This is a genomic window from Dentiradicibacter hellwigii, from assembly GCF_041770905.1.
In the GTDB taxonomy this organism is placed as follows: Bacteria; Pseudomonadota; Gammaproteobacteria; order Burkholderiales; family Rhodocyclaceae; genus Propionivibrio; species Propionivibrio hellwigii.
In genome coordinates this window covers 1889824-1910349 of sequence record NZ_JBEUWX010000002.1, presented here as the reverse complement: position 1 = coordinate 1910349, position 20526 = coordinate 1889824, and the positions used below count along the sequence as shown (strand labels likewise).

At 59.2% G+C, this 20526-nt stretch carries 21 protein-coding genes; 15 read left to right on the top strand and 6 right to left on the bottom strand.

The window, feature by feature from the left end; translation table 11 throughout:
• The 14 genes from ABCS64_RS10935 to ABCS64_RS10870 form a co-directional block, all read left to right on the top strand.
• Positions 1–230, top strand: a 230-nt coding sequence (locus tag ABCS64_RS10935; RefSeq protein WP_418891856.1) for a hypothetical protein, incomplete at its 5' end; no start/stop codon positions are given.
• Positions 206–610 (top strand): DUF1799 domain-containing protein, encoded by a 405-nt coding sequence (locus ABCS64_RS10930; protein ID WP_418891855.1) that lies wholly within the window; start codon positions 206–208, stop codon positions 608–610. The genes ABCS64_RS10935 and ABCS64_RS10930, both read left to right, overlap by 25 nt.
• Positions 610–1650: a phage tail length tape measure family protein gene (locus ABCS64_RS10925; RefSeq protein ID WP_418891854.1), complete on the top strand. Its 1041-nt coding sequence runs from the start codon at positions 610–612 to the stop codon at positions 1648–1650. Before ABCS64_RS10930 ends, ABCS64_RS10925 begins: the two co-directional genes overlap by 1 nt.
• The gene (locus ABCS64_RS10920) at positions 1575–5540 is read left to right on the top strand and encodes a coiled-coil domain-containing protein (protein ID WP_418891853.1); all 3966 of its coding nucleotides are present in this window, start codon (positions 1575–1577) and stop codon (positions 5538–5540) included. Before ABCS64_RS10925 ends, ABCS64_RS10920 begins: the two co-directional genes overlap by 76 nt.
• Positions 5540–6430: a hypothetical protein gene (locus ABCS64_RS10915; RefSeq protein WP_418890308.1), complete on the top strand. Its 891-nt coding sequence runs from the start codon at positions 5540–5542 to the stop codon at positions 6428–6430. The genes ABCS64_RS10920 and ABCS64_RS10915 overlap by 1 nt, the downstream gene beginning before the upstream one ends.
• Positions 6427–6981: a hypothetical protein gene (locus tag ABCS64_RS10910; protein ID WP_418890309.1), complete on the top strand. Its 555-nt coding sequence runs from the start codon at positions 6427–6429 to the stop codon at positions 6979–6981. Before ABCS64_RS10915 ends, ABCS64_RS10910 begins: the two co-directional genes overlap by 4 nt.
• The gene (locus ABCS64_RS10905; protein WP_418890310.1) at positions 6978–8162 is read left to right on the top strand and encodes a hypothetical protein; all 1185 of its coding nucleotides are present in this window, start codon (positions 6978–6980) and stop codon (positions 8160–8162) included. The genes ABCS64_RS10910 and ABCS64_RS10905 overlap by 4 nt, the downstream gene beginning before the upstream one ends.
• A gap of 154 nt (positions 8163–8316) precedes the next feature.
• Positions 8317–9162: a DNA adenine methylase gene (locus ABCS64_RS10900; protein WP_418890311.1), complete on the top strand. Its 846-nt coding sequence runs from the start codon at positions 8317–8319 to the stop codon at positions 9160–9162.
• A 110-nt stretch (positions 9163–9272) separates the two neighbouring features.
• Complete coding sequence (locus ABCS64_RS10895; protein WP_418890312.1) at positions 9273–9713, top strand: hypothetical protein; 441 nt, start codon at positions 9273–9275, stop codon at positions 9711–9713.
• Between the two features lie 42 nt (positions 9714–9755).
• Positions 9756–9956, top strand: coding sequence for a type II toxin-antitoxin system CcdA family antitoxin (locus ABCS64_RS10890; RefSeq protein WP_418890313.1), 201 nt, complete (start codon positions 9756–9758; stop codon positions 9954–9956).
• A gap of 79 nt (positions 9957–10035) precedes the next feature.
• Positions 10036–10377, top strand: a complete 342-nt coding sequence (locus tag ABCS64_RS10885; RefSeq protein ID WP_418890314.1) for a hypothetical protein — start codon at positions 10036–10038, stop codon at positions 10375–10377.
• 9 nt (positions 10378–10386) lie between these two features.
• Entirely contained in the window at positions 10387–10569 is a 183-nt protein-coding gene (locus ABCS64_RS10880; protein WP_418890315.1) for a hypothetical protein, read from the top strand.
• Entirely contained in the window at positions 10553–10816 is a 264-nt protein-coding gene (locus tag ABCS64_RS10875; protein WP_418890316.1) for a hypothetical protein, read from the top strand. Before ABCS64_RS10880 ends, ABCS64_RS10875 begins: the two co-directional genes overlap by 17 nt.
• Complete coding sequence (locus ABCS64_RS10870) at positions 10809–11330, top strand: hypothetical protein (RefSeq protein WP_418890317.1); 522 nt, start codon at positions 10809–10811, stop codon at positions 11328–11330. Before ABCS64_RS10875 ends, ABCS64_RS10870 begins: the two co-directional genes overlap by 8 nt.
• 540 nt (positions 11331–11870) lie before the next feature.
• On the opposite strand, the gene ABCS64_RS10865 is transcribed toward ABCS64_RS10870, so the two are convergent.
• The 4 genes from ABCS64_RS10865 to ABCS64_RS10850 all read right to left on the bottom strand — a co-directional run bounded on the left by ABCS64_RS10865 (position 11871) and on the right by ABCS64_RS10850 (position 15778).
• Positions 11871–12593: a DctP family TRAP transporter solute-binding subunit gene (locus tag ABCS64_RS10865; protein ID WP_418891852.1), complete on the bottom strand. Its 723-nt coding sequence runs from the start codon at positions 12591–12593 to the stop codon at positions 11871–11873.
• A gap of 163 nt (positions 12594–12756) precedes the next feature.
• On the bottom strand, positions 12757–14034 hold the full coding sequence (locus ABCS64_RS10860; RefSeq protein WP_418891851.1) for a TRAP transporter large permease subunit: 1278 nt from the start codon (positions 14032–14034) through the stop codon (positions 12757–12759).
• Between the two features lie 14 nt (positions 14035–14048).
• A complete protein-coding gene (locus tag ABCS64_RS10855; RefSeq protein WP_418891850.1) occupies positions 14049–14621 on the bottom strand; it encodes a TRAP transporter small permease in 573 nt (190 codons plus the stop codon).
• Positions 14622–14749: 128 nt separating this feature from the next.
• Complete coding sequence (locus tag ABCS64_RS10850; RefSeq protein ID WP_418891849.1) at positions 14750–15778, bottom strand: TRAP transporter substrate-binding protein; 1029 nt, start codon at positions 15776–15778, stop codon at positions 14750–14752.
• A 243-nt stretch (positions 15779–16021) separates the two neighbouring features.
• On the opposite strand from ABCS64_RS10850, the gene ABCS64_RS10845 reads away from it, so the two are divergent.
• Positions 16022–16987, top strand: a complete 966-nt coding sequence (locus tag ABCS64_RS10845) for a phosphoglycerate dehydrogenase (RefSeq protein ID WP_418891848.1) — start codon at positions 16022–16024, stop codon at positions 16985–16987.
• Positions 16988–18291: 1304 nt separating this feature from the next.
• Here ABCS64_RS10845 and ABCS64_RS10840 read toward each other — a convergent pair.
• Together ABCS64_RS10840 and cysK are read right to left on the bottom strand one after the other, a co-directional pair.
• A complete protein-coding gene (locus ABCS64_RS10840) occupies positions 18292–19470 on the bottom strand; it encodes a MalY/PatB family protein (protein ID WP_418891847.1) in 1179 nt (392 codons plus the stop codon).
• A gap of 7 nt (positions 19471–19477) precedes the next feature.
• Positions 19478–20416 (bottom strand): cysteine synthase A, encoded by a 939-nt coding sequence (cysK, locus tag ABCS64_RS10835; RefSeq protein ID WP_418891846.1) that lies wholly within the window; start codon positions 20414–20416, stop codon positions 19478–19480.
• Positions 20417–20526 lie beyond the last annotated feature (110 nt).

Below are 20526 nucleotides of genomic sequence, written 5' to 3'. Positions count from 1 at the left end.
AAGCGCAAAAGGCGCGCCCTCACGTGACGTTTAAGCATCTGGGCAAAAAGGCGCGCAAGCAATATTTTGACGAGCGTCTGGGCAAGGAGGATGACGCCGAGATTTTGTCCGGCATCATCGTCGGCTGGGAGGGGGCGGACACGCCGTACTCGCGCGAGGCGCTCGAGTCGCTGCTCGATAACTACGAGCTGGCGCCACCGAGATCATGCGCGCCTACGGCGCGGCACTGATGGGCGCCGCGGAAAAAACTCATCGACGCGCCCGCGACTGGGCAGAGCTAGGTCAGGACACCGAGGGATTTAAGGCTCTTGGGTTTACCGACGAGGATCTGGACATTGAGATCGAGCTATGGCCCGAAAACGCCCTGCCGATGCAGGTGTTTATGGCGATGCAGACGCAATGGCGCATTGGTATGGGCGGCGCAACGGGGCTCGATTACTCGGCGCTGCGGTCGTTGAGGATCGTCTTAACGTCCCCAAAAAACGGCGCGCCGAGTGTTTTAAGGGGCTGCAAATTATCGAGCGCGAGGTGCTGCGCGATCTGGGGCGAGGCGGCCAAAAGCGCGGCAAAACGGATAACGGGCAATAACGGGCAATTACGGGATAATTAATGAGCGAGTTAAAGGTCGGCGTTAAGGTCGGGTACGACGGCAAGGAGTTATCAAGCGGTATTGATAACTCCCGCCGCAAGCTCTCCGAGCTCGCGCAGGCCACGCAGCAAAACGAGATGTCGGCCAAGGCCATGTCCGCCGCGCTGCGCGGCGTGCCGGCGCAGTTTACCGATATTGTCGTCGCGCTCCAGTCAGGCCAGCGCCCAATTACCGTCCTGCTGCAACAGGGCGGCCAGTTAAAGGACATGTTCGGCGGCGCGGTGCCTGCCGCCAAGGCGCTTGGCGGCTACATCCTCGGCCTTATTAATCCCCTCACTATCACGCTGACTGTTGCCACCGCCCTGGGCGCGGCCTGGTACAAGGGGAGCCAGGAGGCCGACGAGTTTGCCCGCGCCTTGATCCTCACCGGCAACGCCGCCGGGACGACGGTTGAGCGCCTCTCACAGATGCGCGATGCCGTGGCCGCCGCCACCGGCGCAACAAAGGGCGCGGCGGCGGAAGCGATTACGGAGCTCGCCTCCACCGGCAAGGTTGCCGAGAGCGCCATGCAGGGCGCAGCCGAGGCGGCGGTGGCCATGTCACGTGCGCTCGGCATCTCGGTCTCTGATACGGTCAAGGAGTTTAACGAGCTGGGCAAGTCGCCAGCGCAGGCCATCCGCAAGCTCAACGAGCAATACAATTTTTTACACGCCTCACAGTTGCAGCAGATTGACGATCTGGAGGCGGTCGGCTTAAAGACCGAGGCGGCGCAAAAGGCGCAAGAGCTCTTTGGCGATGCGCTCAAATCAATGGCCTCGGAGGCACAGCAAAATCTCGGCTATGTTGAGCGCGCCTGGCTGGCTGTTAAAGATGCCGTCAAGTCGACAGCTGATGCTATCGCCAGCGTTGGCCGCGAGGCGCCGCTCCCGATCAGCTCGCTGCGATCAACAAGCAGATCGCTGAGCGCAAGGCTCTGGCCGAAAAAATGGGCGCGGCCGGCAAAGTCTATTACGACACATCCAAACTGGAGGCGGAGGCGCGTGTCCTTGAGGCGCGCATAGAGGGGCTGCGCGCTGAGGGGGAGATCAGGGAGGCCAATGAGTCGCGACGCAAGGCGGAGCTTAACTGGCTCAACCTTAAAAACAAGCACCTCAGCAAAAATATCGAGCTCGAGCAAAAGCGTCAGTCTATCGTTAATGCCGGTAATGCGATGGGGTTTGATGTAACGGCCTCCGAGGTTGCCAACCTCGAGTTTAGCGCTGTCAAAAAGACACTGGGCATTACGACAAAAACCGACCGTAGAGCCTCGCTGGCGGCGGAAACCAGGGCAATCAACGAGACGACGGCCGCGCGGCTCAAGGCGCTGGACGCCGAAAAGCTCTCTGCTGCAGAGTATCGGACAACGGTTGCGGCCATCCGTCAGGAGGGCGCCGAGGCGATTGACGAGATCAACAAGCGCTACCAAAAGGGCATGCATGACAACACCAAGGCGGCCCGTAGCGCCCTGACCGCATCCATTGATCTTGCCAGCCAGCTTGCCAATGTGACGCAGCGTGCGCAATCTGCGCACATCCGCGCCGCCGTCTCGCTCGGCGAGATGAGCGAGCGTCAGGCCATCATCGAGCAGGCCAAGGCGGCCGAGGACAAGCTCAACGCCGATATTTTGGCAAGCCGCCAAAAGCTTGCCGGCGCATCCGTGCAAGAGGCCGCGCGCCTTAATGCACGCCTTGCGGTGCTCGATGCCGAGCGCCTGGCCGCCCAGCAAAAGCTGGCCGACGATCTGGCCGTTGCTGACCAAAAGGCGGAGAGCGAGCGCTTGACGCGCCAGGCTGAGGCAGCCAAACGCGCGGGTGACATGCAGACCGCCTATACGCTGGAGTGGGAGGCTAAAAACCGTGTCGCCCTTAAAGCCGCGATCGCTTCGGGCAATGAGGAGCTAGCGCAGGCATTGGAGGACGGTTTTAAGTCGGGGCTTGCTCGCGTTAAATTTGACGACCTCAAACGTAAGTACGATGCCCTGTTTGCCGACATGACGCGGCGCATGGAGGAGGTGCGCGAGGAGGCGAGCCGCGACGGTGGTCTGCTCGCTGGGTTTGCAGCGGACGAGCGTGTTGCGCAAATCCGCGATGAGATGATCCCGCAACTGCAGGCATTGATCGACAAGATGCGTGAGGCGGGCGCGGAACCATTGCTCACCGAAAAAACCGTCTCCGAATCCACGCGCGCGATTAAAAAGATCATTAACGAGGGCGACAAAGCCTGGACCAAATTTACGGATGATATTGAGCGGGGACTGACCGACAGCCTGTATCGCAGTTTTGAGCAGGGCAAAAGCTTTGGGCAAACGTTTATCGAGTCGATCAAAAACCTGTTTAAAACGACCGTGCTCAAGCTGACAATCCAGAGCACCGTCCACGAGGGCTTGGGCATGCTGGGCCTCTCCAAATCCGGCGGCATGGGCAGCCTCAGCAACCTCCTATCGCTCGGCAAAACGGGTTACGACCTCTATAGCGGCAACAGCATGATCGGGCGCATTGCCGGGATGTTTGGCTGGGGCAAGTCACTGGGCAGTGGCATCACAGCCGCCGCCGGCATGGGCGGCGTCGGCGCCGGTCTCTCGTTTGCTGGCGCCGGTATTACTGGCACCATTGGTGGCGGCATTGGCGCCGGCGCGCTAGGTAGCGGCATCACCGGCGGGATTGGTGGCATTGGTGGCAGCATCGGCGGCGGTGCGCTCGGTAGCGGTATTAGCGGCAGCATCGGTAGCATTGGCGGCAGCGCTGGCGGCCTCTCCAGCCTCATGCCCAGCATGTCGACGCTCGGCTGGGTTGGCGCCGGGCTGGGCGCAGCGATGGCAATTTTTAAAAAATTCAAAAAAAAACGCGGTGGCAAAAAATACGAGGGCGATGCCTACGCCCTGCTTGATGATGCCGGCGGGCTGACGGCGCGTCCCACACCGACGACGGGCGGACGCGACTGGCTCAACGGCAGCATGGCTAACGCCTCGCTGCAGGAGATGCTCGCGCCGATCGGCAAGAGCATCGCCGAGCTGATCCGGGGCTTAGGTGGCAGCGCCCGCGGGATTGGGCTTAACGTCGGGTTTATTACCGACCCCAAGGGCAAAGCGCAGGATCAGATCATCGCTGGGCTTTCCGGCGCCGACGGTCGCCAATACTACGGGCAAAACCGGCTCGCCGGGCACGGCTCTTATGAGACTGAGCTCAAGCTCGAGATGCAGCGCATGATGATTGCCGCCGTGCGCGCATCTGACGTTGCGCAGGTCTACAAGGACATCGCCAACTCGGTTGATTTGATGACTGCCAGTTCCGAGCAGCTCTCGGCGGTGCTCAATGAGTTATCGATTGTCTCGAGGCTGCGCCCGGCGCTCGAGCGCGTTAATCTCTCAGCCGATCTAGCGAGCAAGACACTGGTCGATGCCGCCGGCGGGCTGGATGCGCTCTCATCCAATTTGTCGAGTTATTACGAGGGATATTTTTCGGCGGCGGAAAAAACCGCCCGGCTAGGCAGTGACCTCAACAAACAGTTTGCTGCCCTAGGGCTCACCATGCCGCAGACACGGGCGCAGTTTAGGGCACTCGTTGAGAGCATCGGCAAGACGGGTGCGGCGGGCGGACAGACGCTCGCCCGGCTCCTTTCGCTCTCAACCGTATTTGGGCAGTGGGCCGATGCCGTCAATAGCGCGACTTCGTCGGTCGCCTCGTCGGTGTCCTCATCAATGCAGCAGCTCATCAACGACGCGCAGCGCCTGCAGATTGAGCTATTGCGTGCGCAAAACCGCAATGCCGAGGCTGACGCATTGCAGCGCAAGATCGACACGGCCGGCATGAGCGCCGATGAGGTCGCTCAGTATGATGCCAATGCCCGCCTACGCGCGCAGGTTGAGGCGGCGCAGCGCCTCATGCAGATGCAGGATGCGCAGGCCGACCGCATGCAGGCGCTGTTTGATGCGCAGCGCGCCCGCCAGCAGGAGGCGCTTAACGCGCAGGTGACCTCGGCCAAGCAGGTGGCGGACACGTTTACGCGCCTGGCGGAGTCGCTTAAAAAATACCGCGAGGGACTGCTCGCCTCGGATGTCTCACCGCTTGATGACGGCGTGCGTTACACAGAGGCGCGCCGTCGTTATCAGACAACGGTGGCCAAGGCCAAACTGGGGGACTCATCCGCTGTTGAGAGCCTGCAAGAGGTGGTCGGCACATTTTTACGCGCCTCCAAGACCGCCCATACCAGCGCGGCCGATTACCGCGCCGATTTTGCCGAGGCGCTGGCATCATTGGATCAGGTCGGCGCCGTGGCCGGGCGCAAGGGGAGCCTCGCCCAGGAGCAGATCAGGATCGCGCAGGCCCAGCTCGACGCGCTCAACGCGATCAAGTCAAATCTTGCTGGCTCACAGACCAAACTGCCCACCCTTGTTGCCGATCCAGGCCGCATGGCCGCTGACTGGGCAAGATGGTTTGAGCATACCCCGATTGGCCGGAGCACACAGCATCCGCATGGTACGGCTACCCGCATCTCGCAAAACAGGGGCGTCTACACCGATACGCACGGGCGTCAGTACATATTTAATCGCGAGGACAATCCCTACACCTTGGCCGACAAATCTGAGGAGTGGGCAGAGGCAATCAAGCGCGTTTATGGCATCTTTCGTGGTGTCGGCACGCCCCGGTTTGCTTCCGGTGGCGCGCACGTCGGCGGCTGGCGCATTGTTGGCGAGCAGGGTCCAGAGCTTGAGTACACCGCCCCCTCGCGCATCTACTCCAATGCGCAGAGCAAGGGGCTCCTTGATCTCTCCGAGCTGCTCTCCGCCATTAACGCCCTGCGCGCCGACCTGCGCACGGGGCAGGCGCAGAGCGCCCACAACACCGGCAAAATCCTTACCCTGCTCGATCGCGTCAGCCGCGGGGGTAATGCCGTCCTTACGGAGGCCGCCTGATGGACGTGATCCGCCCGGTAACGATTACCGCTGACAAGCTCGTCTCATCCAACGTCCCCGAGGATGACCATCCGCAGTGGGTGAGCGCCACCGTCTACGCCAAGGGGGGGCGCTGCATCAGGGATCACCGCATCTGGCAGAGCGCGCAGGACTCTAATGCCGGGCACGATCCGACTGCGCCTGGCTCGGAGAGCTGGTGGTCGGAGGTCGGCGCGACCAACCGGTTTGCCATGTTTGATGCGCGCGTCGGCACACAGACGCGCGCGCAGAACGAGATCAGATGCACATTGCGCCCAGGGCGCATCAATACACTGGCGCTCCTCAATGTCAGCGCCGCCTCGGTCGAGGTCATCATGCGCTCAGGTAGTGAGATCGTCTATCAGCGCACGGCCTCAATGGTCGATTGTGAGGGCGGCACCTCATGGTACGACTATTTTTACGAGCCGATCCGCGAGCGTCAGGACGTGGTGTTTGACGATCTGCCGGTGATGGGCAGCGCAACGCTCGATGTTGTCATCTCACGCCCGGGCGGCGATGTTGCCTGCGGTCTCCTTTCGGCGGGCCTGTCCGCCCCCCTTGGGCGCGTGCTGCGCGAGGCAAAGATCAGTATCACCGACTACAGCAAGGTCTCGGACGATGGCTTTGGCGGCCTGCGCTTAACGCGCGGCGAGTGGGCCAAGCGCGCCGAGGTGCGCATGATCATCCCCTCGCGTGAGGTTGATCGCATCCAGACGCTTGTTGCCGAGCTGCGCGCCACCCCGGTTGTCTGGGTCGGCGCAAAAAATTTGTACCAATCGCTCGTCATCTACGGCAAGTACGATGATTTTGCGATCGACATTGCTTACAAGACCATCTCCTACTGCACTCTGACCATACGAGGACTCATATGACCCTACCGATCAGACCCTTACCCACCCCGCCGACCCGGCGTGATCCGACAAGTTTTTACGACCGCGCGGATAATTTTGTCGCGGCGCTGCCGGCGATGACCGAGGACGTCAACGAGGCGATTACTGCTGTCAATACAGCGGTAGGCAAGGCCAGTGGATCGGCCGAGGCGGCCGCCAAATCGGCGCAGCAGGCCGAGGCGGGCATCAAGACACTGCTTGAGCGCATGCCCGACAGCGAGGCGATCCTCAAGGCGCTAACTAATAACAAGACGGTGCTGCCGCCGACCCTTGTCAGCGCGACGGCCTGTAACGCCATCGCGCACGGGCATTACGTCCTGACCGCTGATGCGGCAACAACTGTGACCGGCCCGGCGCAGGCCGCTACGGGCGATGTGCTCTGGATCAGCGCCGCCAACATGCGCTCGGATAACGTGTTTAACGGCGGTGGACACAAGGTTATGAGGCTTGACGAGGCGATGCAGCTTGATATGGGTGGCATCACGTATCGGTTTGTCTATCTAGATGCAACGAGAGGATGGTGGATCGCATGAGCAGATTAAGCCAATTTGTCCAGGGCGGCGCCGGCGTGCCGGTCGGCTGCCAGATACTAAGTTATGACGTGCCGAGCGATGATTACCTGCGCTGCGGCGATCTCGTGCCCTATAGCAGCGAGTATGAGGAGAGCGTTAGGCGCGCGCCGTATCTGCGCGTCTATGGCAACGACACAACGAGCGTTAATGCAGGGGTCGGCAATCGTGCCGTAACCTACCACAAGGTCGGCACAATGTTTGTTGCGGTTGTTGCGGGCGACAGGAGCTATTACAGCACCGACCTGCGCCAATGGACAGCGCATCCGGGCGCGCAGAGCGTCCCGGCCGACCTGCGCCGGGCGGGAGTCAATGCCGTTATGGACAAGATCGCCGTACCGATGGGATCGGGGATCGGCGTGATCGGCCCGGGGGGCGGCGCGCTCAACATGGTCACGATTACCGGCGGCGGTATGCCCTATCGGGCAATCACCGCCTCGCCGGTGTATTGGGTCGCGGCGGCATCGCTCCGCGGCAATGCTGGAGAGCTCGTCTATTGCGGGAGCGCTGATCCATCGCAGACCTGGGAGCGTGGCAGCAACACCTCTGTCGGCATGGAGCGGTGCAACGCCATCGCCTACGGCAACGCCGGGTTTGTGTTTGGCGGCGCCTCCAACTCGGCTGGCGCAGGCAAGATCGCCTACAGCTCCGCCCCGCACTCAGCCGTATGGGACATTACTCGCCGTATCCCCTGGGCGGCAGCAAATGCCCAGGTGCTCGATGTGGTGAGCACGTTTAGCCACTATCTGCTCCTCACCAGTCAAGGTGTCTATCGCTCTGCCAACCTCACCCAGTTTGACCGTATCGTTACGCCGTTTAGTCTCGTCGATCCGGGCGCGGTGCGCCTCACTGCCGATAATACCGGGACGATTGTGGCCACCGTCAATACCGGGCGCGAGCATTTTGTGACGTTGAGCGCTGACCACGGTGAGACCTGGGGCACGCTCCAGGTCTATACCGGCCGCACCGGCGTAAGTGCTACGGCAGGCGTTGGCACGATCACGCGCGCGGGCAATCGCTGGATTGCCAATTTTTCCGGGACGGTCGGCGGCCTCGTCGATCTGGGGACAACGCTTGGCGGCACGCCGGATTTTGTGGGGGCACAGTCCTCGCCCGGTCCAGGTTGGTGTGTGCGCGTTAAGTAGGGGCGACAGATAAGACGGGCGAGATGCGCCGGCGTAGCGAGCGCCGACGCATCCCCCGAACATGCAGATGCACCTGCAAGCCCGGCAAGGCCCGCCACCGTGCACACGGCGCGCCAAGCCTATCAGTTTTTAACGGACCAAAAAAGGCTTGCAAATGAGACAAAAATTATCCGCGCCTCGGCGCAATGGCATTACGCATCCTATCCTTAATTATTTAGGCGGCAAATGGCGCATCGCGCCGTGGGTCGTCGAGCATCTGCCGGCGCACCACTGTTACGTCGAGCTGTTCGGCGGCGCGGCCTCGGTGCTGCTCAGTAAGCCGCCCGCGCCGGTTGAGGTCGTCAACGACATCAGCGACGAGATCGATATCCTCTATCGGGTGTTGCGCAACCCGGTCAGGATGCGCCGTCTGCTGCGCCTGCTGCAGCGCACGCCCTACGGTGTCAGCGCTTACCGGGCCGCGTTTGCAACATCCGGCCGGGATATGGTCGAGACGGCGCGCCGCCTTATCGTGCGCAGCAGCATGGGGTTCCATCCGCGTGCCATCGGGCGATCAACTGCAACGTTTCGCACCGGCAGGACGCGTAGCCCGGCGGCGACATGGCGCAACTACCGACGAGGCCTACCGGCTGTTACGCGCCGGTTGCGGCACGTCATCATCGAGCATCGGCCAGCGCTCGGTCTCGTCAGTCTCTACGACAGCCCGCAGACGTTGTTTTACGCTGACCCACCCTACCTGCCCGAGACACGCACCAGCGAGGCTCGTTACCCGCATGAGATGACGGTTGCTGACCACGAGGCGCTGCTCAAGCGCCTGTGCGCCATCGGCGGGATGGCGCTTGTCAGTGGCTATCCGTCGGAGCTCTACAACGACCTGCTCGCAGGCTGGATGCGCGTGACAAGGCGCGCCCGCGTATTTGGCACGGCGGGCGATCTTACCCGGCAGGAGATGCTCTGGATCTCACCCCGGGCAGCTGATGCGTTGCAACAAAAAAATTAAAAATTTTTGCAAAAACCGCTTGACAAATAATTATGTGTGTATATAATTATGGTCATGGATAGCACATCGTTATCCACCGACGCCTCCGGTAGCAGGCAGGAGAGACAAAAATGAGCAACATCACCCTCAAAACCCCCGCAGACGGCTATGCTGCAATCATCCAAATCTTGGCCGCTTATGACAAAAATAATAATACGCGCCCAGTCACATCCTACAGTGATATAGATTTTGACAATATCGACCTGTCCGTAGCTGATGAGGCTACGCTCAAAGAGCACGATAATTTTTTGGACAATCTTTCAAACGCCAACGACTTTACAGCCACAGTTGCCCGTGCGCTGCTGCGCATTGGTGCAGCTGTTAATGACGCAGATGTGACGGGAGCGATAAGCCATTTTGAGTACCGCCTCACGGAGGGCGATACCCCGTGGGGGGCCTACGAGGCGGCGCTTAAATTGTATGGCTGTACATGGTTTGCCGACCCGCGCATCATGCTCCTATCGGCCGGAGACGCTGGTATGTACTGGGCGGTTGAGCAGGTTTTTAGCTAATAGTCAATGCCCCGCCAGATTGGCGGGGCTGGGAGAAAGTAAATGAGTGATGCGCATACGCGTCCGACCAAGCGCCGCGTTGGCCGCCCGACCATCATCGGCGGTCGGCGCGTCAACGTTTATCTGGACGACGAGAGTCTAGATGTTGCCCTAGCGCTGGGCGACGGCAACATCAGCGCCGGGATCAGGGTAGCGCTGACGCAAAAAATCCAAAAAATTTTGCAAAAACCTGTTGACAAATAATTTTGTGTGTATATAATTACGGTCATGGATAGCACGTTGTTATCCGCCGACGCCTCCGGTAGCAGGCAGGAGATTACAAATGAGCAATATCAAACTGACAGGCAGCCAAAAACAGATTGCGTGGGCACAAGACCTGCGCGAAAAAGCTGCGGCGAACATTGCAGTAATCACGGCAGAAATCGATAAATACCTCCAGCGCGAATACGACGACGAGCCGGAAATGATGGAGGAAATCCGTCAGGCCGTGCGCGAATATTTGCAGGCATTCATGGACGAGGCGAGAGCTAGCGAGTGGATTGACCGCAAAAGCAGCTACTTGTGCTTTAGCCAGGGTGGGCATGGAATTGTTGCTGGAACCCCGTTGGCAGAAAATGCCGGACTGAATATTCTCAACCAGGCGCGCCACGCATACCGCAAATAGGAGATAAAAATGAGAAACGAGTACTGTATCGAGCAAAAAACCCAGTATCAGTGGGAGGACATTCCGGAGGGGGATTTTGCGAGCCTTGATGAGGCGCTGTCAGGGATGCGCGAGCTGGAGACCAATTTGGGTTGGCGCAACCTGCGCGTCAAATGCCCTGACGGGGAGATTGTTTATGGTCAATCATCCTAGGGTCAAGCGCCCTGTCGGCCGTCCATCCAACATGGACAAGTTCACAATTGACCGCAACGGCCCGTGGCGGCTCTATAACTCTCAGCCTCTCCCCCGTAACTGGGAGGTGTTGGGTACAGTAACCCGGGGCAAATATGACACGGGTGCCCTGGCCAGGACGCCCATTGGCGTATACGTCCAGATCAATGCCGGCGCCGTGCGGTCATTAGATGCCGCTGCGGTCGAGGCTGCGCTGGCGCATGAGTAACTACATCAACCACGTCACACTGACGACCGGCCATTGCCGCCGGTCGCCGCGTGATGAGGTGAGCGACGAGACGTTGGCGCTCTTACATCCGTGGATGACGGCGGCGATCGAGAGCGGTAATCCGATGCCGTTACCCGTGCCCGCGCTCGCGCATTACAGTGCGCATGTGCTCCGTGATCGAGGTGTGATGGTTACGGTCTACGGCCCGTTGGGGCCTCACATCGCAGGGCAACCCTATCGCGGTGAGCGCCTCGCGCCGCTCGTGACGCTGGGGATTGCCCAGCGCTCGCGTGAGGCCGCGCCGCTATGGCGGATGATGGTTGATATGTTTGGCGCGGCGGAGGCGGTCAAAATGCCGTCTGTGCCCTGGTGCGCCGTCGCGCTGCATCCGACGCTGCCGATGTTTCTGGATGCAGTAGGCTGGCTGGGTGATTTTGAGCGCTGCGTTGCCTGGGCATGGATAACGCGCAACCCGGCGCTGGCGTCTGTGCCGCCGGGCGATGAGGCCAAATAACCGGGCAAAACAATGGCACGCTGACCTTTCGGTCAAGCGCGCCCCCTATTGTTGATACCTGGCTTTGCTCTTCTGGCAAAACCTCAAACCGGCCGCCCAACGCCTTTGACGAGTCCAGGCCGTATTGCTCGTCGGCGACCGCATTGCCTACCGCTGGCAGGTTGCGGATTAATGTCTAGACAGCTCACCCCTCCGGATGGGGCTTCTTTGCGTCGGTACCTGTGGTATCAACAGGCGCTCCTCCGTCCCTAGACCGACATCGGACAGCGCAGGGCTTGCTCATGAGAGCGGGCGGATATGCCGCCAACCCCTTTATGCTGCGACCGTGTTGATATTGTACATAGAGAGCAGTCTAGATTACAGTAATTTTTTGAGTAATTCGGGTCAGTTAATCGTGGTGTTGTTTTTGCGCAAAACGGGTGTTTTTTAGAAGCATCTTTAGCGTTATTTAACGCGGCATGTTTTTTTGTCCAAAAATTCCACCGGCATCAAAATTTTTTGGATAAAAAACCCGCAGCCGTGGACAAAACGCGCGCTAACCTACACGCCGGCGTAGGAAGCCTTGAGCAGGATATTCTGTGTCGCTTTCGGCATGGCCTTGAATTTCTCCAGATTCGTGATCTGGATCAGCGGGCCATACATATGTTTTGTTAACGATAGGTATTTTTGTACCTCATAGAATTTTCCTGCGTAAATTGGCGCAATCGGGTGTTCCTGACCGTCCAGCTCGCCACGCTTGAGCTTGTCGTAAATTTCACCGAAAGGCAGTGGCGTTGGCTCGGCGCCCAGCCCTTTCCATAGCATGACATGCACCGGATTGGCCGGCATGACGCGCATTTTCAGACCTTTAATATCGTCCGGCTTGGTAATCGGGCGAACATTATTGGTCGTCGAACGAATACCGTTTTCCCAAAAGGACAGGCCCTTAAGTCCATGCGGTTCAAGCGTTGCCAGCATTTCCTTACCGAATTTGCTGTCGAGTACCTTGTAAGCCTGCTCGACCGACTCGAACAGATACGGAATATCGAATACGTTCAGACGCGGTTCCATAGCCGAGAACATGCCCGCGCCGCCCTGAAAGATGTCGAGCTCACCTTTCTTGACCATCTCGATCATCTGCGGCCCTGTGCCGAGTTGCTGGTCGGGAAACAGCTCGATATTGATTCGCCCTTTGGAAAGCTTATTGGCAACCTGCGCCATTTCTTTGGCGCCAACACCTTGCGGACTCTCAAGCGAGGTCTCAAATCCCAGCCGCAGTGTCATCTTTTCTTCCTTGGCCTGCAGCGGTGCGGTGAAACAAAAAGTTAGGGCCATTACGGAAACTAAGCTTATCGATTTCATTTTCATGCTCCTCTCCTGTGTGAAATGAACGCCTACGAACAATAACAAAGGTCTGTACGCCGGCCTCTTACCTACCGCCCTTGCTCTAGGTAAGCCATTTCATCGGCGTGAGCACCAGCGACGGAAACACCGTCAGCAGAGCCAATACAATAAGTTCCGCAATCATGAAGGGCATGACGCCGACGATCGCCTCGTCTATCTTGATCTTGGCGACGCCGCAGATGACATTCAGCGTCGTACCGACCGGCGGTGTAACCAGCCCGATAGCGTTATTGATAATGAAGATGACGCCAAAGTAGATCGGATCAATGCCCGCCTGTCTAATCACCGGCATCAGCACCGGCGTCAGGATAAGAATGGTCGGCGTCATGTCCATAGCCGTACCGACGACGACGACAATGATCATGATGGCGACCATCAGCAGAATCTGATTGCCCATAAATGGCGCGAGCATCTCGGCCAGTTGTCCCGGCAGATCGGCCACGGTAATCAGCCAGGAAGAAACCATCGCCGCGCCGGCCAGCAGCATGACGACAGCAGTAATCTTTCCGGCGTTGAGCAGCAGTCCGTAAAGCTGCGAGAACTTGATTTCCCGATAAACAACCATGCCGACAAACAAGGCATACACTGCCGCGACAACTGCGGCCTCGGTCGGCGTAAACACACCCATTCTCAGGCCAACGATGATAATCAGCGGCATGACCAGCGCCCACAGGCTATCGACCGCCGCCGCCCAGATCTGTCGGAAGCTCTGGCGCGGATGCGATTCAAGCTTATCCTTGCGGATCACCCAGGCCCAGGCAATCAGGATACTGAGGCCCATCATCACGCCCGGCACAATGCCCGCCATGAACAGCTTGGTAATCGATACTTGGGCGATGACGCCGAACATGACGAAAGGAATGCTCGGCGGAATGATCGGCGCGATGATGCCACCCGCAGAAATCAGCCCGGCCGAACGCGGCACGCTGTAACCGGCCTGGCGCATCATCGGAATCAGCAACACGCCGAGTGCGGCGGTATCGGCCGCTGCTGAACCGGACAGGCTGGCCATGATGATTGCTGCGATGACGGCCACGTAGCCCAAGCCGCCGCGGATATGCCCCACCAGCGCCATCGCCAGATTGACGATGCGCCGCGAGAGACCGCCCGCATTCATAAATTCACCCGCCAGCATGAAAAACGGCACCGCCATCAACACGAAGTTATCGGCGCCGTCGATCGTGTTCTGTGCAATCAGCTGCGCATCGAACATATCCATATGCAGCATCAGCGCAATGCCGCAGACCATCAATGCAAAGGCGATCGGCATGCCCAGTGCCATGGCGCCGAGCAGGGAAACAAGAAAAATCGTCACGACCATGTTTGCCCTACTCCCTATCCGCGATCAGCCGGGCTGCGATCAGTTGCGCCTACAGATTCATGTTCCGGAGTTTCTGCCGGCGAGTCCTCCGATTCAACCACCTGAATCAAGTCCGTTTCATTCGCCTGCCCGCGCAGAATGCGCCAGGTATTGCCAATCAGAATGATGGCAACGCCAACGCTCATAATCAGCCCGACACCGTAATGAAAGGCCATCGGAATTCCCGTGGCCGGCTTCAATGTGCCCCAGCCCACCAGCGTTTGCCGCCAGCTACCGACGAAAAAGAGGTAACAGACCCAAAGCATCAGCGCATTGCTCAACAATGCACAGAAAATTCTGCCGGCGCGCGGCAGGCGCACAACCAGCGTATCGACGCCCAAATGCGCGCGTTCTCTCATGGCAACGATAGCGCCGACAAAAATCAGCCAGAGGAAAAATAACCGTGAAAGTTCTTCCGATGCGGTAATACCGGAATTAAAGGCGTAACGCAGCACAACGTTGCTGAAAACCATAATGACCATCAAAGCCAGTGAAACGACGATGATGCCGTTCATCATACGCGTCAAGAATTTATCGAAAGATTTCATCGCGACCTTCAGCGCCTGCGGATTACACCCTCAACCCGCGCCATCAACACCCCATTCTCACACTCTGATGCACCGCAAAAGCCTGCGCATGGCGGCCTGCTTTCGGCGCCGGCCGCCATGCCTCACGGCTATTTAAGATCCTTGGTCTTTTCAAGCTCCGCGCGGAAAGCCTTGACCAGCTCCGGATCGAGCTGTGCGGCGTATTTATCGGTCACGGGTTTGACGGCATCGCGCATGCGTGCAATTTCGGCCGGAGCGATCTCGTTCAACTGCATGCCGTGATCGGTCATTACCTTGCGTGATTTTTCGGTCATTGCACGTGCCGCCTTGCGCTGCACATCACGCGCCTCAATGGCGGCTTCCTCGAAGATCTTTTTTTCGTCAGCCGACAGTGAATCCCAGAATTTCTTGCCGACCATCAGCATCTGTGGATTATAGATATGGCGGGTCGCGCTGAAATATTTCTGAACCTCGTAGAACTTGCTGGCATCCACGGTCGTTTCCGGGTTTTCCTGGCCATCGACGGTCTTTGTCTCCATCGCCGAGTAAAGTTCCGGGAAGGGCATCGGCACCGCATTAGCGCCCAGCGTATTGAGCATATCGACGTACAGCGGGTTGAGAATCGTGCGGATCTTCAGCCCTTTGATATCTTCGAGCTTGTTAATCGGATGCTTGCTGTTGCTGATGCTGCGATAGCCCTGCTCCATAAAGCCCAGACCGACCCAGCCCTTGGCTGGCATGTAATCCATCAGCTTTTTACCGAAGGGGCCGTCAAGCACCGCATCGGCCTGCTTCTCGCTGGCAAAAGAAAAGGGGAAATCGAGCACGACGAATTCCTTGACCGTGCCGACCAACTGCGCGGGCGACATCATCGAAACTTCAACCGTCCCCCCCTGCATCGCCGCAGCGACCTGCTGCTCGCCGCCAAGCGTGCCATTCGGGAAAACCTTGATCTTGATCTTGCCGCCGCTCTTCTGATTGACCACCTCGACAAACTTCTGCGCGCCCAGGCCTTGCGGATGGTCGATGGCATTGACGATCGGGAACTTGACGTTGCGCGCCTTGATATCCGCGGCTTGCGCGCTGCTAAAAGTCAGCGCCAGCGCCGAGGCCAGGGCAACGGAAAGGAAGGTTCTTTGAGTAACCGGGGTGTGCATGGCATATCCTTTCTTTATTTGACTGATGAAATCCACGGGTCGATTATCGCTCCCCTGCAGCTTTTCGCAAGGCGCGCACACCCCCAATTTTCCACAACCGGCAAGGAACCAGAAAGGGAGCGGGCGGGCGACATGATAGGATGCAGTGTATAGCATTGCCTTGACCTGCGACAACCACTCACGCCCGTAAAAACAGCCACCCCCCTTGTTTTTAGCCGACGAATATCACCACGTTCCCATGCCATGAAAATTTTGTTAACGACGACGAGTTTTCAAGACACCCCCGGTGCACACCATGCACTGCTGGCAAGCAGCGGTTTTACGATCGTCCCGGCGCGCGGCCCGCTCAATGAAGCTCAGATGCTGGCACTCATCGCCGAACAGGGGCCATTTGACGGCTTTCTCAATGGCGATGACCAAATCACTGCCCGCGTCATCGACGCCGCCGGCGACCGGCTGAAAGTCATCGCCAAATACGGCATCGGCCTCGATTCGATCGATGTCGCCCATGCGACGCAGCGATCCATTCCCGTACTATTTACGCCCGGCGTCAATCACACCACGGTCGCCGAACACACGATCGGCCTGATGATCGCCTTGGTCAAGGCATTCTGGCCGCACGCCCGTGCCGTCAAGGCCGGCCATTGGACGCGACATACCGGCCACAAACTCATGGGCAAAACCCTGGGCATCCTTGGCCTGGGCCGCATCGGCCGGGAAGTCGTCAAACGCGCCCAGGCCTTTGGCATGCGCTGCATCGCCTACAGCCCGCATTGGCCGGAGGACAGGCAGACGCAATTCGACGTGATTCGTCAGGCCACGCCTGAAGCTGTTCTGGCCGACGCCGATATCGTTTCCCTGCATATGCCATTGAATGACACCACACGCGGCTTTATCAACGCGCGCACGCTGGCCATCATGAAAAAAGGGGCCTATCTTATCAATACGGCACGTGGCGGGCTGATCGTCGAAGCCGATGTGGCCGCCGCCTGCCGGAGCGGCCAACTGGCCGGCTATGGCGCCGATGTCCTTGCGGAAGAACCGATACGCCCCGGCCATCCGTTCCAGGAAATCGACTCGATTCTGATAACGCCGCACATCGGCAGCCGTACTTTTGAGAGCGTTGAACGACAGGCGCTCTGCGCCGTCACCAATCTGATCGAATTCCTCACCGGCGGTAAAAACTACATCCAGGCCAACCGCTTTTGAAGGGCGTATGACTGGGGAGTGCTCTGAAACCCGCGTGAATAGGGCGTTTGCGGATAGGGTGCCGGGAGATGCCCTGTTTACAAGGGCTCCAGAGCATCCACCTTGGAGAAGCCATAAATACGCGGGCTTCAGGACGGTGGTTTCGGAAGCCAGCCGACCACCACACCAGAAACACACGACCAGCATACCTACATTCCCGCCGCCGCGCCCACCAGATCACTGCCAGAGTTCCCGCCAATAGGGCATTTTGGGCAGACATTTCGGAACCCCTTGTAGATAGGGCGTCTCCGGGCAAGCACCTCTGGAACCCTTATGGATAAAGGGCTGGCGGATAGGGCGCCCGGAAATGCCCTGTTTACAAGGACTTCAGGGCAGGGGCGCCGGAGAAGCCCTAAATACGCGGGCTAGCGGGCAGGTGTCCTGAGATACTTTAAATATAGGAATTGCCATAGCCTGCGCGCTGACTTCCACCCACGGAACTCCTCTTGATGCCGTTGCGCTGAGCGGCAGCGCGTCCCGCTGACTTTCCTACCTTCTTTCTTTATCTCGCCAAAGAAAGTCAGCAAAGAAACGCGACCCCGAGGCGCAGAAAACTCCTTGTCGCGGGTTTGCTTGGCGGCGGGCTTGATTAACTCGCTGCGCTCAGACAATCAAGCCCTTGCTTCCGCCAAGCTGCCCCGCGCCTGCGGCTGCGCCTAAGGGGTTTTTGGGTGCTTCGTCGTGATCGAATACGCGAAAGGGAATGCCCGCAAACCCGTGTCGATAAAGATGCTCTAGGTAGGTGCTCCGAACCCCGCGTGGATTGGGCGTCTCCGGATAGGAGCCTCTGAAGCCCTTATAAATAGGGCGTTTTCGGGTGGGGTGCTCTGGGATGCCCTGTTTACGCGGGTTTGCGAGCGCCCTCCTTTGAAATGCCCTAAATACGCGGGGTTCAGGGCACCCTTTCTGCGGTGCCTAAAATATAGCGGCTCAACTTTGCCAAAAGACAAGGCGGCGAGCCGCTGACAGTACAAGCAGTACGGCAAGGCGAGCCAACGAAGTATTTTGGCGAAGGAAGCCGCTATAGCTCGACTTTGCCAAAGACAAAGCGGTAAGCCGCAGACAGTACGTTTAGTACGGCAAGGCAAAGCCAACGCAGCATTTTGATAAAGTCGAGTCGTTGTGTAAGGTGATCAGGGCACCCCCTCTGAAGCCCGCGTGGATTGGGCGTTTCCGAGCATGCACCTCTGAAACCCTTATAAATAAAGGGCTTCAGGGCATGTGCGCCGGAGATGCCCTAAATACGCGGGCTAGCGGGCAGCCGTTTAACGCCGTTCGCAGGCGCGCCGGATGCGGGCGAGCGCGGTTTCCAGCGTCTCCGCCGTGCAGGCGAAGTTGAGCCGCACCCAGCCGGGGGCGCCGAAATCGACGCCGTTCGACAAGCCGACGCCCGCCTGTTCAAAAAACTCTGCGGGGTCGGTGACCTTCAGGCCGCGTGCGTCGATCCAGGCCAGGTAGGTCGCCTCAACGTGCGTGGTTGATAGTCCGGGCATGTCGGCAATCGCCTGTTCGACACGGTCACGCCGGGCGCGCAAGACGTCGAGCGCCGCCTGGCGCCACGGCTCGCCTTCGCGGTAAGCCGCTTCGGCGGCAACCATGCCGAGCACATTCACGTCCGGCACGATGCCGCACATGGCCTCGGCAAAACGCGCGCGCAGCGCCGGATCCTGAATGATGGCGAACGAGCAGCCCAGCCCCGGAATGTTGTACGTCTTGGAAGGGGCCATCAGCGTCATGCAGCGGGAAGCCAGTTCCGGATGCGCCAGCGCCAGCGGCGTGTGTCGTTTATCCGCGTCAAGAATCAGATCGCAGTGGATTTCGTCGGAACAAACGTAAAGATCGTGGCGCTGGCAAAAATCCGCCAGCTTTGCCAACTCATCGGCACACCAGGCCCGCCCGACCGGATTATGCGGGTGGCAGAGGAGCAGCAAACGGGTTGCGGGCGTCACGGCCGCTTCCAGCGCCGCCCAGTCCCAACGCCATTGTCGATGACCCGCCTCGTCATCCAGATGCAAAGCTGCCGTAGTCAAGACACGCCCGGAGCTTTCCGGCACGGCAAGAAATGGGGGATAAATCGGCGTCGCGGTCATGACATCGCCGGCAATCGCCCGGCAGGCAAGGCTCAATCCCGGTACAACGCCGGGCAGCCAGACCAGCCAGTCGGGGTCGACCGACCAGCCATACTGCTGGTTCAGGTGCGCCAGCGTTGCTTCGATCAGCGACGGCCACGGCTTAGCATAGCCGAGCACGCCATGGCCGATACGCTGGCGCAGTGCGTCAAGCACGGCGGGCGGGGCGGCAAAGTCCATATCCGCCACCCAGAGCGGCACAACATCGCGCCCGGCATAACGGTTCCATTTAAGCGAATCACCGCCGCTGCGATCAATGTGGCGTTCAAAATCGAAAACGGATGCAGTGGCCAGCGGCCCGGATACGGTAGTCATCGTGATTTCAAGCGTCCAGATTGGCAAATAACGGCGTGGAGAGATAACGCTCGCCGAACGACGGAATGATGACGACGCTCAGTTTGCCCTCGTTCTGCGGCCTTGCCGCCACTTGCAGAGCCGCCCAGACGGCCGCCCCCGACGAGATGCCGACCAGAATGCCTTCTTCGCTCGCCATACGACGCGCCGTGGTCAGTGCATCATCCGTCTTGACCCGAACCACTTCATCGTAAATCTTGACATTGAGCACGGCGGGGATGAAACCCGTGCCGATGCCCTGAATCGGATGCGGCCCCTTCTGCCCGCCAGAGAGCACGGGCGAAGCATCCGGCTCGACGGCAATGACCTGCACTGACGGTTTGCGCGCCTTGAGCACTTCGCCGACGCCTGTAATCGTCCCGCCGGTACCGACACCGGCAACAAAAATATCGACCTTGCCATCGGTATCACGCCAAATCTCTTCGGCGGTGCTTGCCCGGTGAATCGCCGGGTTGGCAGGATTCTCGAACTGCTGTGGAATGAAGTAACGCGGATCGGCGGCCGCCATTTCCCGCGCGCGACTGATCGCTCCCCCTATGCCCTCGGCACCGGGCGTCAGAACGAGTTCGGCGCCATACGCCTTGAGCAGCAGGCGGCGCTCGCGGCTCATCGTTTCCGGCATAACGAAACAACTTTTGATCCCGCGCGCCGCGCAAATCATCGCCAGGCCGATGCCGGTATTGCCCGAAGTCGGTTCCAGTATGACGGTATCGGGGCCGATTTTGCCCTCCGCAAGCGCCGCATCAATCATTGCCGCAGCGATGCGATCCTTGACACTGTGCGCGGGATTGAAAAATTCGAGCTTGACGGCAACCGTACCGCGGATTCCGGCCGTCAGACGATTCAACCTGACCAGCGGCGTATGACCGATCAGTTCGGTCACGTTGTTGGCAATTTTTAGGGACATGCAGGTTTCTCCTTTACGCTTCAATCATCCAGAAGGATTCAAGTTCCGCAGAATTTTGCGGCGCCAGATGAAATGTAGCCGACCTGCTGCCCTGAACAAAGACGCTTTGG

Bases quoted from the DNA above. Each gene is read 5' to 3' on its own strand.
- ABCS64_RS10915 (WP_418890308.1), top strand. From the start codon at position 5,540: ATGGACGTGATCCGCCCGGTAACGATTACCGCTGACAAGCTCGTCTCA.
- ABCS64_RS10925 (WP_418891854.1), top strand. From the start codon at position 610: ATGAGCGAGTTAAAGGTCGGCGTTAAGGTCGGGTACGACGGCAAGGAG.
- ABCS64_RS10865 (WP_418891852.1), bottom strand. From the start codon at position 12,593: ATGACACTGCGGCTGGGATTTGAGACCTCGCTTGAGAGTCCGCAAGGT.
- ABCS64_RS10840 (WP_418891847.1), bottom strand. From the start codon at position 19,470: ATGACTACCGTATCCGGGCCGCTGGCCACTGCATCCGTTTTCGATTTT.
- cysK (WP_418891846.1), bottom strand. From the start codon at position 20,416: ATGTCCCTAAAAATTGCCAACAACGTGACCGAACTGATCGGTCATACG.
- ABCS64_RS10860 (WP_418891851.1), bottom strand. From the start codon at position 14,034: ATGGTCGTGACGATTTTTCTTGTTTCCCTGCTCGGCGCCATGGCACTG.
- ABCS64_RS10880 (WP_418890315.1), top strand. From the start codon at position 10,387: ATGAGAAACGAGTACTGTATCGAGCAAAAAACCCAGTATCAGTGGGAG.
- ABCS64_RS10930 (WP_418891855.1), top strand. From the start codon at position 206: ATGCGCGCCTACGGCGCGGCACTGATGGGCGCCGCGGAAAAAACTCAT.
- ABCS64_RS10845 (WP_418891848.1), top strand. From the start codon at position 16,022: ATGAAAATTTTGTTAACGACGACGAGTTTTCAAGACACCCCCGGTGCA.
- ABCS64_RS10920 (WP_418891853.1), top strand. From the start codon at position 1,575: ATGGGCGCGGCCGGCAAAGTCTATTACGACACATCCAAACTGGAGGCG.
- ABCS64_RS10900 (WP_418890311.1), top strand. From the start codon at position 8,317: ATGAGACAAAAATTATCCGCGCCTCGGCGCAATGGCATTACGCATCCT.
- ABCS64_RS10895 (WP_418890312.1), top strand. From the start codon at position 9,273: ATGAGCAACATCACCCTCAAAACCCCCGCAGACGGCTATGCTGCAATC.
- ABCS64_RS10875 (WP_418890316.1), top strand. From the start codon at position 10,553: ATGGTCAATCATCCTAGGGTCAAGCGCCCTGTCGGCCGTCCATCCAAC.
- ABCS64_RS10855 (WP_418891850.1), bottom strand. From the start codon at position 14,621: ATGAAATCTTTCGATAAATTCTTGACGCGTATGATGAACGGCATCATC.
- ABCS64_RS10850 (WP_418891849.1), bottom strand. From the start codon at position 15,778: ATGCACACCCCGGTTACTCAAAGAACCTTCCTTTCCGTTGCCCTGGCC.
- ABCS64_RS10885 (WP_418890314.1), top strand. From the start codon at position 10,036: ATGAGCAATATCAAACTGACAGGCAGCCAAAAACAGATTGCGTGGGCA.
- ABCS64_RS10890 (WP_418890313.1), top strand. From the start codon at position 9,756: ATGAGTGATGCGCATACGCGTCCGACCAAGCGCCGCGTTGGCCGCCCG.
- ABCS64_RS10870 (WP_418890317.1), top strand. From the start codon at position 10,809: ATGAGTAACTACATCAACCACGTCACACTGACGACCGGCCATTGCCGC.
- ABCS64_RS10905 (WP_418890310.1), top strand. From the start codon at position 6,978: ATGAGCAGATTAAGCCAATTTGTCCAGGGCGGCGCCGGCGTGCCGGTC.
- ABCS64_RS10910 (WP_418890309.1), top strand. From the start codon at position 6,427: ATGACCCTACCGATCAGACCCTTACCCACCCCGCCGACCCGGCGTGAT.